We start from the raw sequence: 8,161 nt of genomic DNA on the forward strand, positions 1-8,161 counted from the left end.
GGGCATCGTGAAAAATCTATGGCAAAGAAAGCCTTATGTTCTCATAACTGACGATTAAATCGCACCTTCCCTAAGTGATTTCATTGAATAAACCTCTTGCGGAGTTCCATTCATTAGATAAATGTTTTTCCCTCATGGCAATTTTTTTGAGTTGCCAGGCAATTCAGTTCTCAATTTTTCTTCTTGTGATCCTACAGATGTCACTCTTGTTATTCAGAGTGGTGAACTTTCTATTGGCAGAAAATGTAACGATGTCCTTTTAGGTATTGCTCAGGGGCCATTTATCACCGGGCTCGGTGCTGGTGTGATGAAAAGACCCACGGAATATATTTATACCACGCAAAGTATTTGCACTGGTTATTATTTGCCTTCAATACGCGTGATAACCTTGCTGGATGAAAATCATCTCTGGCGAGAAGCCTTTACCTGGCTTACCTGGTTACATCGACTGGCTGAAACACGAGACAGCCAGCTTATTGGCCGGAGCACTTACGAGCAGATACGCTCGACGCTTTTAACTATGCAGGAATGGGATGACGCATTACGCGCACGAATTGGTGTGATGTATTATATTCAGCGCCGAACGGGGATTTCCCGCTCGGTAATTGCTGAGATTCTTTCCGCGTTACGTAAAGGCAACTATATCGAAATGCATAAAGGCAAGCTGCTGAATATCAACCGCTTGCCTTATGACTATTAATCCACCCGGCTGAATTCATCTTCAGGATGCAGGGATCACAACAGGCTTATTGTTGCTCATCTCGGTAACCAGGTCGTTGACGCCATCACTCATATTAGTAAAGCGTGTTAACGGCGAACGTGTTACTACCACAAACACAGCGACATTACTTTGCGGGACCATCGCCATATAGGTAATAAAACCGCCGCCGCCGCCCGTTTTCTGGATGATGCCTGGGTGGCCATCTTTCGGTCCCATATAGACCCAGCCCATTCCCAGTGCATCTGCTTTGCCCGGAACATCCATACCAATCACTTTGGTGAGCTGACTACGCTGGTAAATCAGGGTCTGCATGCGATCGGCCTGAATATTACGGTGATAGAAATCGGATGACAGGAATTGCTGCATCCAGCGCATCATATCGCCGGGTGTTGAATAGACGCCGCCACTCCCGATTGCTGCCAGCGTATTGTTACAGGGGCTGGCTCCTTTTTCAGCAATCATCAGGCGCTTACATTGATCCGGCGATGGCGTAAAGGTGGTGTCCTTCATTCCCAGCGGGCGGGTGATCTGCTCTTCAAAGAGTTGTGGGTAAGGCTTGCCTGCGGCTTTAGCTAAAGCATCCGCCAGTAAATCAAATGCCAGGTTGGAATAGGCTGCCTGAGTGCCTGGGTTGACCTTCAGTTTTGCGCCAGACAGCCAGTTCCAGCGCTGCTGTTGGGTCGGCCAGACAAAAACATCGCGATGCGCGGCGCCTCCGGGTTGTTCACGGGGCAGGGCGCTGGTATGTGTTGCCAGGTTTAGCAAGGTAATCGGCGAGCCTTGCCATGTTGGTACGATCGCGCCTGGAGGGGCATATTTGCTCAAAGGATCGTTGAGTTTTACGACCCCTTGATCAAACATTTTTACCAGCACTTCACTGGTCATCAGTTTTGACAGCGAAGCAATACGAATAACGGAATCCAGCTGTGGGCGCACATTGCTACCCGGACGCGTTTCACCAAAACTTCTGAATACACGCTGGTTTCCATCAATGGCGACCAGCGCCATACCCGTTGCGCCGCTGCCATAAAAGATATGGTTAGCGTAGCGATCGACAATATCGGACGCAAAAGCCGGATCGGGTGACGTTTGTGCAGCATAAACAGCAGTCAGCGAGCATGCATACAGCATTGCGGAGAAAAACAAACAACGTTTCAACGAAAGCATCCGTATAAGAAAGGGAAGGATAATGCGTAGTTATACTACCTGGCGGCCCGTTGCAAAGCACCGAAAAAGACATAATTTGAGGAAATTACGTAACGATGCGTAAATATGAAGTTTTTTCCTGAGCCTGGAAGCGCAGGCAACATGTGATACCTTCTGTTTTTGCGTAGAAATCTCTGGAGGCAGGCGATGTCGGGTAAGCGAGTGGTAATGGTGGTGGATATGCAGCAAGGGGTGTTTGCTACCCCGCGTATTGCGCGTGAACGCTGTGTAGAGCAGATAAACAAGCTGACCCAGGCCGCAGATGCGGTTATTTTTATTCAGCATCAGGAAGCGGGAGGGCTGGAAGAGGGAAGTGATGGATTCCAGTTACTGCCAGAGCTTTATCAGCCCGATAACGCGTTCTATGTCACCAAAACGGCCTGCGATAGTTTCTACAAAACACGGCTGGCTGAGGTGCTTGATGAGCATGAAATATCTGCGTTTGTTATCTGCGGTTGCGCCACGGACTATTGTGTCGACACCACGATAAAAAACGGCGCCAGCCGGGGATATAGCATTACCGTCGCAGGCGATGCCCACACAACCGCCAACCGGGTCGCAGCAAAAGCCGAAACCCTTATCGCTCATTATAATGAAGTCTGGCGTACCCTTATCGTGCCGGATAATCCGGTATTCGTGAAATCCGTCGAAACAATTCTTACAGAGTGGCAGACGAACTAAGACGTTAGGTTCTGGTCTGATTCATCAGTTTTTAACATGCTGACTTCGGGTGTTTTTTTATCCGGAGTGAGCGTTGTTGTCATGTGAGCTATGCAAAAATAAGAAATCGCAGGAGAGTATTATGTTTAAGTCTTTTTTCCCAATGCCGAAATTGTTTTTTCTTTCGGCTTTTATTTGGGCCATGGTCGCCGTGGTTTTCTGGCAGGCGGGCGGTGAGAGTTTACTGCTGCGTCTGACGGGAGCCTCCGCGGAGGTGCCAATCAGCGCCTCCCGTTTCTGGTCACTTAACTTCCTGCTTTTCTATGTCTATTACGCGCTCTGTACCGGGGTTTTCGCGCTGTTCTGGTTTTATTTTTCTCCCCAGCGCTGGCAGCGATGGTCAATTTTGGGTACCGCATTAATTATCTTCGTTACCTGGTTTCAGGTTGAAGTCAGCGTCGCCATTAATGCGTGGTATGCCCCGTTTTACGATCTTATTCAGACCGCGCTCAGTGCGCCAAATAAGGTCGGTATCAGTCAACTATATAGCGAAATTGGTACCTTTTTGTGGATTGCGCTGATTGCCGTGACCGTTGCCGTACTGAGTAATTTCTTCGTCAGCCACTACGTCTTTCGCTGGCGAACGGCGATGAACGAATATTACACCGCGCACTGGGATCACCTGCGCCATATCGAAGGTGCCGCTCAGCGTGTGCAGGAAGACACCATGCGTTTTGCCACCACACTTGAAGATATGGGGGTCAGCTTTATTAATGCGGTTATGACCTTAATCGCATTTTTACCGGTGCTGGTGGCACTGTCGCCACATGTGCCAGAGCTGCCACTGGTCGGGCATATTCCCTATGGCCTGGTGATTGCAGCGATTGGCTGGTCACTGTTGGGGACATTTTTACTGGCAGCTGTCGGGATCAAGCTTCCGGGACTGGAGTTTAAGAACCAGCGCGTGGAAGCCGCTTATCGTAAAGAGCTGGTTTACGGCGAAGATGATGTGCAAAGAGCAAAGCCGAATACATTACGTGAACTCTTCTCCGCCGTTCGTCGCAACTATTTCCGCCTCTATTTCCACTATATGTATTTCAACATTGCCCGTATTTTGTATCTCCAGGTTGATGTGGTTTTTGGTCTGATCGTACTGTTCCCGACGATTGCGGCAGGCGCCATTACCTTTGGTCTGATGCGCCAGATAACCAATGTCTTTGAGCAGGTTCGCAGTTCGTTCCAGTACCTGATTGCCTCCTGGACCACGCTTGTCGAATTGATGTCTATTTATAAACGTTTGCGGAGCTTTGAACGTGAGCTGGATGGCCAGCCGGTTTCGCCAATGACGAATCACTTAAGCTAACGCAAGGAACACTATGTCCGTTTGCGCGCCGCGTCTTTTCGCGACCACAATGACTCTGCTGGCGGGATGTATTCTTGCAGGCTGTACTACCAGTAAAAGCACGAGCAGCAACCAAAATACCCGTGCGACCGACGTGCAGGAAGCCCAAAAACCGCAGGATGTGGCCAGTGTTGTCCGCCAAAAAATGCCCGCCAGCGTAAAGGATCGGGAGGGATGGGCCAGGGATCTTGCCACCACTTTTGCGAGCCAGGGCATTGATCCCACGCTGGAGAATATCTGTTCCGTACTGGCGGTGGCGCAACAGGAGTCGAATTATCAGGCCGATCCTGCTGTTGCCGGCCTGAATAAGATTGCCTGGAAAGAGATAGACCGGCGGGCGGCTAGTTTGCATATTCCGCAGATTCTGGTCCATACCGCGTTGAAAATTGAATCGCCGAATGGCAAAAGCTATAGCGATCGCCTGGATAACGTACGCACCGAAAAGCAGTTGAGTGAAATTTTTGACGATTTTATCGGCAGCGTACCTATGGGACAGAAGCTGTTCGGCGCTTATAATCCGGTACATACGGGTGGCCCCATGCAGGTTAGCGTCGCATTTGCTGAAAAGCACACCCAGGGCTACCCGTGGGCCATGCCGGGAACCGTGCGCCAGGAGGTCTTTACCCGTCGTGGATGCCTGTGGTTTGGCACTTATCATCTGCTTAACTATCCGGCTAACTACAGTGCGCCCATTTTCCGTTTTGCCGACTTTAATGCCGGCTGGTACGCCAGTCGCAATGCAGCCTTTCAGAATGCGGTGAGTAAAGCGACGGGGATTAAGCTGGCGCTGGATGGCGATCTTATTGCGTATGACAGCGATGCGGCTGGAAACACGGAACTGGCGGTGAGGAAACTGGGATCCAAACTGGCGATCGGCGATCGCGATATCCACCGCCAACTGGCGCAAGGGGACAGCATCGCGTTTGAGAAAACGGCGCTTTACCAGAGTATCTTCCAACTGGCAGAGCAGAAAACCGGTAAAAGGTTACCGCGAGAGATACTGCCTGGGATCCAACTGGAAAGCCCGAAAATTACCCGTAACCTGACGACGGCCTGGTTTGCGAAGCGGGTTGACGATCGTCGGGCGCAGTGTATGGCTGCGGGTCAATAATGGCGCCGCCAGCGAAGAAGAAGGCCAATAAAGCCTAAAATCAGGCTACCTGCTAAAAATGGCACCAGACCAAAAATGGTGCCAACGCCAAGGCCTATTTCGACCTGCGGGCGGCGGGCATCCTGGATCTGCAGCAGGTTTTCAAACAGGCCTGGCGCATGGACTAACAGATTAAGCAGTTGTGCGCCCACCCAGAAACTGAGCAGGACAAATACAGCGTAAGCAATATTTCCAGACGTGGAGGCGCCGCGCGTTTTCTTCCCCGTAAAGGGTTTCGACATTGTAAAGTCAGCCATAGAGACCTCCGGTTGGTTCTGTTTTTTGGCATGGCGTCTGTGACATAACCTCATTTTGACAGTTTGGCTAAATTGTCAACATCAGAATGGTGATAATTTCATTGCGGAATGGTTCCCTGTTGAGTAAATTTCGTGGGCACTCACACTTTCGCAATGTTTTCATTACATCACTAACATTTCAGAATTTCCGCACCCGACACAGACGCGAAAGTTGAAATGTGCGAGGATGCTTTTTTTATTTCCGGAGTTGTCATGAAGTTACCCGCGAAAATACGCCGTGACTGGCATTACTATGCGTTTGCGATTGGCCTGATTTTTATTCTTAATGGCGTGGTCGGTCTGCTGGGGTTTGAAGCCAAAGGCTGGCAGGAGTACGCCGTCGGTCTGGTAACCTGGATAATTAGCTTCTGGTTGGCTGGATTTATTATTCGCCGCCGTCCGGAGGACGATGCCGAAGCGACGGCGAAAGAGGAAGAAAAACCGTTAGATTAGCCGTTCATCGAACTTTTCAGCGCGCTGTCGGCCTGATGGCGCGCCAGAGCCAGCTCGATCAGGCGGGTGATTAAATCGCTGTAGCTGATACCGCTTGCCTGCCACAGTTTGGGATACATGCTGATATTGGTAAAGCCAGGCAGTGTGTTGATTTCGTTGATGATGACTTCATTTTCCGCAGTCAGAAAGACGTCCACACGCGCCATCCCGGCACAGCCTAACGTTTGATAAGCCTGCACGGCGATAGCACGAATCTTCGCGTTCACTTCTGGCGCAATAGCCGCCGGAACCACGACCTGCGCGCCATTATCATCAATATACTTGGTGTCATAGGCGTAAAACTCGCTGTTGAGAACGATCTCGCCGCAGGTGCTGGCTTCAGGGTTTTCATTACCCAGCACCGCACACTCTATCTCCCGACCTTTAATCCCTGTTTCGACCACCACTTTATGGTCAAACTCAAAGGCCAGAGCCACTGCCGCCGTATATTGTGCTTCACTGATGACTTTGCTCACGCCCACCGAAGAGCCCTGATTGGCAGGCTTTACAAACAACGGCAGGCCCAGTCTGGCCTGCATATCCTCGAAGCTAAAATGATGACGATTGCTGCGCGTGAGAGTGACAAAGGACGCAACGGCGAGTCCGGCATCCCGCAGCAGACGTTTGGTGACGTCTTTGTCCATACAGGCCGCAGAGCCCAGAACGTCAGAGCCGACAAACGGCAAATTCGCCATCCGCAGTAATCCCTGAAGCGTGCCATCCTCACCCTGGGTTCCATGCACAATCGGGAAAATGACATCCACCTGGGAGAACGGCGAACCGTTGTGGGCATTGATGAGTTGCTGCGTCGTCTGACCGGGGATCAGGGCCACGCTCTCAGGCGATGGATTAAGCGCAATACGCGCTGGATCGCTGGCATTTTGCAGATAATTATTCGCGTCATTGATATGCCATTGCCCCTGCTTATCGATCCCAAGTAGCAGGACTTCGAAACGCGACTTATCCATTGCATCGACGATATTCTTCGCCGATTGCAGCGACACTTCATGCTCAGCCGACTTACCACCGAACACGACCCCTACCCGCAGTTTTGCCATCACACCTTTCACTCAATCATTCAGAAAGCACATACCATATCACTTCTGCCATCCTGTTTTCAGTGATAAATAGGCGGATGTTTGAAAGGAAAAAGCCCGATCGCACACACTGTTTTTCTGTTCGTAATCGGGATGGAATCCTCTTGCTCGTCTGCTCTTAAGGCCTGGATGAGGAAGCCACCGTCAACCGGTGCTGGAACGGCGGATATGGCCGCACCGGCGTGGCGTGATGGGGCTAACCTCCGGCTATATTCCCAACGCTATGGCGCTGGTGGCGTCACAGGCGCCGAGAGAGCGCAGCGGGTGGGCGCTCAGTACGCTCTCCACGTCGCAGATAAGCGGTGTGATTGGCGGGCCGCTTCTCGGCGGCTTCCTGGCGGACCACTTTGGCCTGCGGATGGTTTTTCTGATCACCGCCATTTTGCTGGTCATCAGCTTTCTGGTTACCCTGTTTTTAATTAAAGAGGGCGCCAGGCCAAAAATCAGTAAGGCGCAGCGACTGAGCGGTAAAGCGGTATTTTCGACGCTGCCTTATCCTGGTCTGGTCATCAGCCTGTTTGTGACGACAATGGTCATTCAGCTGTGTAACGGGTCGGTGGGGCCAATTCTGGCGCTCTTTATTCAGTCGATGACGCCGGACAGCAATAACATTGCTTTTCTCAGTGGCCTGATTGCCGCCATTCCGGGTGTTTCGGCATTAATGTCCGCTCCACGACTGGGTAAACTCGGTGACCGTATTGGTACTGCCCGTATCCTGATGGCGACCCTTACCTGCGCGGTGATATTGTTCTTCGCCATGTCGTTTGTCACCTCGCCGTTACAATTAGGCGTCCTGCGTTTCCTGCTTGGATTTGCCGATGGCGCGATGCTTCCGGCGGTGCAAACTCTGCTGCTCAAATACTCCAGCGACCAGGTGACGGGGCGTATTTTCGGTTATAACCAGTCGTTTATGTATCTTGGTAATGTGGTGGGGCCGCTGATGGGCGCGTCGGTGTCTGCGATGGCGGGATTCCGCTGGGTGTTTGTTGCCACTGCGCTGGTTGTGCTGATTAATATATGGCAACTGGCCGTTGTATTACGCAAAACCAAAGTCTGATACTGCTAAGGAAGGTGCGATTTAATCGTCAGTTATGAGAACATAAGGCTTTCTTTGCCATAGATTTTTCACGATGCCCG

At 51.1% G+C, this 8,161-nt stretch carries 7 protein-coding genes and 2 pseudogenes; 6 read left to right on the top strand and 3 right to left on the bottom strand.

Annotated features, from left to right (window positions below; all coding sequences use genetic code 11):
- Window positions 1–74 precede the first annotated feature (74 nt).
- Window positions 75–700: pseudogene (locus tag ACSZO4_RS23555) on the top strand (helix-turn-helix domain-containing protein).
- Window positions 701–721: 21 nt separating this feature from the next.
- On the opposite strand, the gene ampH reads toward ACSZO4_RS23555, so the two are convergent.
- Window positions 722–1,879: a D-alanyl-D-alanine-carboxypeptidase/endopeptidase AmpH gene (gene ampH, locus ACSZO4_RS23560; RefSeq protein ID WP_437891503.1), complete on the bottom strand. Its 1,158-nt coding sequence runs from the start codon at window positions 1,877–1,879 to the stop codon at window positions 722–724.
- A 195-nt stretch (window positions 1,880–2,074) separates the two neighbouring features.
- On the opposite strand from ampH, the gene ACSZO4_RS23565 reads away from it, so the two are divergent.
- The 3 genes from ACSZO4_RS23565 to ACSZO4_RS23575 all read left to right on the top strand — a co-directional run bounded on the left by ACSZO4_RS23565 (window position 2,075) and on the right by ACSZO4_RS23575 (window position 5,100).
- Complete coding sequence (locus ACSZO4_RS23565; protein WP_437891504.1) at window positions 2,075–2,608, top strand: isochorismatase family protein; 534 nt, start codon at window positions 2,075–2,077, stop codon at window positions 2,606–2,608.
- 121 nt (window positions 2,609–2,729) lie between these two features.
- Complete coding sequence (sbmA, locus tag ACSZO4_RS23570) at window positions 2,730–3,950, top strand: peptide antibiotic transporter SbmA (RefSeq protein ID WP_437891505.1); 1,221 nt, start codon at window positions 2,730–2,732, stop codon at window positions 3,948–3,950.
- 13 nt (window positions 3,951–3,963) lie between these two features.
- Window positions 3,964–5,100, top strand: coding sequence for a DUF1615 domain-containing protein (locus ACSZO4_RS23575; protein ID WP_437891507.1), 1,137 nt, complete (start codon window positions 3,964–3,966; stop codon window positions 5,098–5,100).
- Here ACSZO4_RS23575 and ACSZO4_RS23580 read toward each other — a convergent pair.
- Window positions 5,094–5,396 (bottom strand): DUF2755 family protein, encoded by a 303-nt coding sequence (locus ACSZO4_RS23580; protein WP_437891508.1) that lies wholly within the window; start codon window positions 5,394–5,396, stop codon window positions 5,094–5,096. The two genes, ACSZO4_RS23575 and ACSZO4_RS23580, sit on opposite strands and share 7 nt — an antisense overlap.
- A gap of 252 nt (window positions 5,397–5,648) precedes the next feature.
- Here ACSZO4_RS23580 and ACSZO4_RS23585 point away from each other — a divergent pair, with 252 nt between their 5' ends.
- Complete coding sequence (locus ACSZO4_RS23585; RefSeq protein WP_437891509.1) at window positions 5,649–5,888, top strand: DUF2754 domain-containing protein; 240 nt, start codon at window positions 5,649–5,651, stop codon at window positions 5,886–5,888.
- Here the strand turns inward: ACSZO4_RS23585 and ddlA are convergent.
- The gene (gene ddlA / locus ACSZO4_RS23590; protein ID WP_437891510.1) at window positions 5,885–6,985 is read right to left on the bottom strand and encodes a D-alanine--D-alanine ligase; all 1,101 of its coding nucleotides are present in this window, start codon (window positions 6,983–6,985) and stop codon (window positions 5,885–5,887) included. The two genes, ACSZO4_RS23585 and ddlA, sit on opposite strands and share 4 nt — an antisense overlap.
- A gap of 220 nt (window positions 6,986–7,205) precedes the next feature.
- On the opposite strand from ddlA, the pseudogene ACSZO4_RS23595 reads away from it, so the two are divergent.
- A pseudogene (locus ACSZO4_RS23595) lies at window positions 7,206–8,081 on the top strand (MFS transporter); the annotation flags it as partial.
- Between the last annotated feature and the right edge of the window lie 80 nt (window positions 8,082–8,161).

The organism is Phytobacter sp. V91 (genome assembly GCF_965644225.1).
In the GTDB taxonomy this organism is placed as follows: domain Bacteria; phylum Pseudomonadota; class Gammaproteobacteria; order Enterobacterales; family Enterobacteriaceae; genus CBFFRJ01.

What these genes read in the sequence shown, in the direction of transcription:
- ACSZO4_RS23565 (WP_437891504.1), top strand. Translation starts at nt 2,075, where the DNA reads ATGTCGGGTAAGCGAGTGGTAATGGTGGTGGATATGCAGCAAGGGGTG.
- sbmA (WP_437891505.1), top strand. Translation starts at nt 2,730, where the DNA reads ATGTTTAAGTCTTTTTTCCCAATGCCGAAATTGTTTTTTCTTTCGGCT.
- ACSZO4_RS23575 (WP_437891507.1), top strand. Translation starts at nt 3,964, where the DNA reads ATGTCCGTTTGCGCGCCGCGTCTTTTCGCGACCACAATGACTCTGCTG.
- ACSZO4_RS23580 (WP_437891508.1), bottom strand. Translation starts at nt 5,396, where the DNA reads ATGGCTGACTTTACAATGTCGAAACCCTTTACGGGGAAGAAAACGCGC.
- ACSZO4_RS23585 (WP_437891509.1), top strand. Translation starts at nt 5,649, where the DNA reads ATGAAGTTACCCGCGAAAATACGCCGTGACTGGCATTACTATGCGTTT.
- ddlA (WP_437891510.1), bottom strand. Translation starts at nt 6,985, where the DNA reads ATGGCAAAACTGCGGGTAGGGGTCGTGTTCGGTGGTAAGTCGGCTGAG.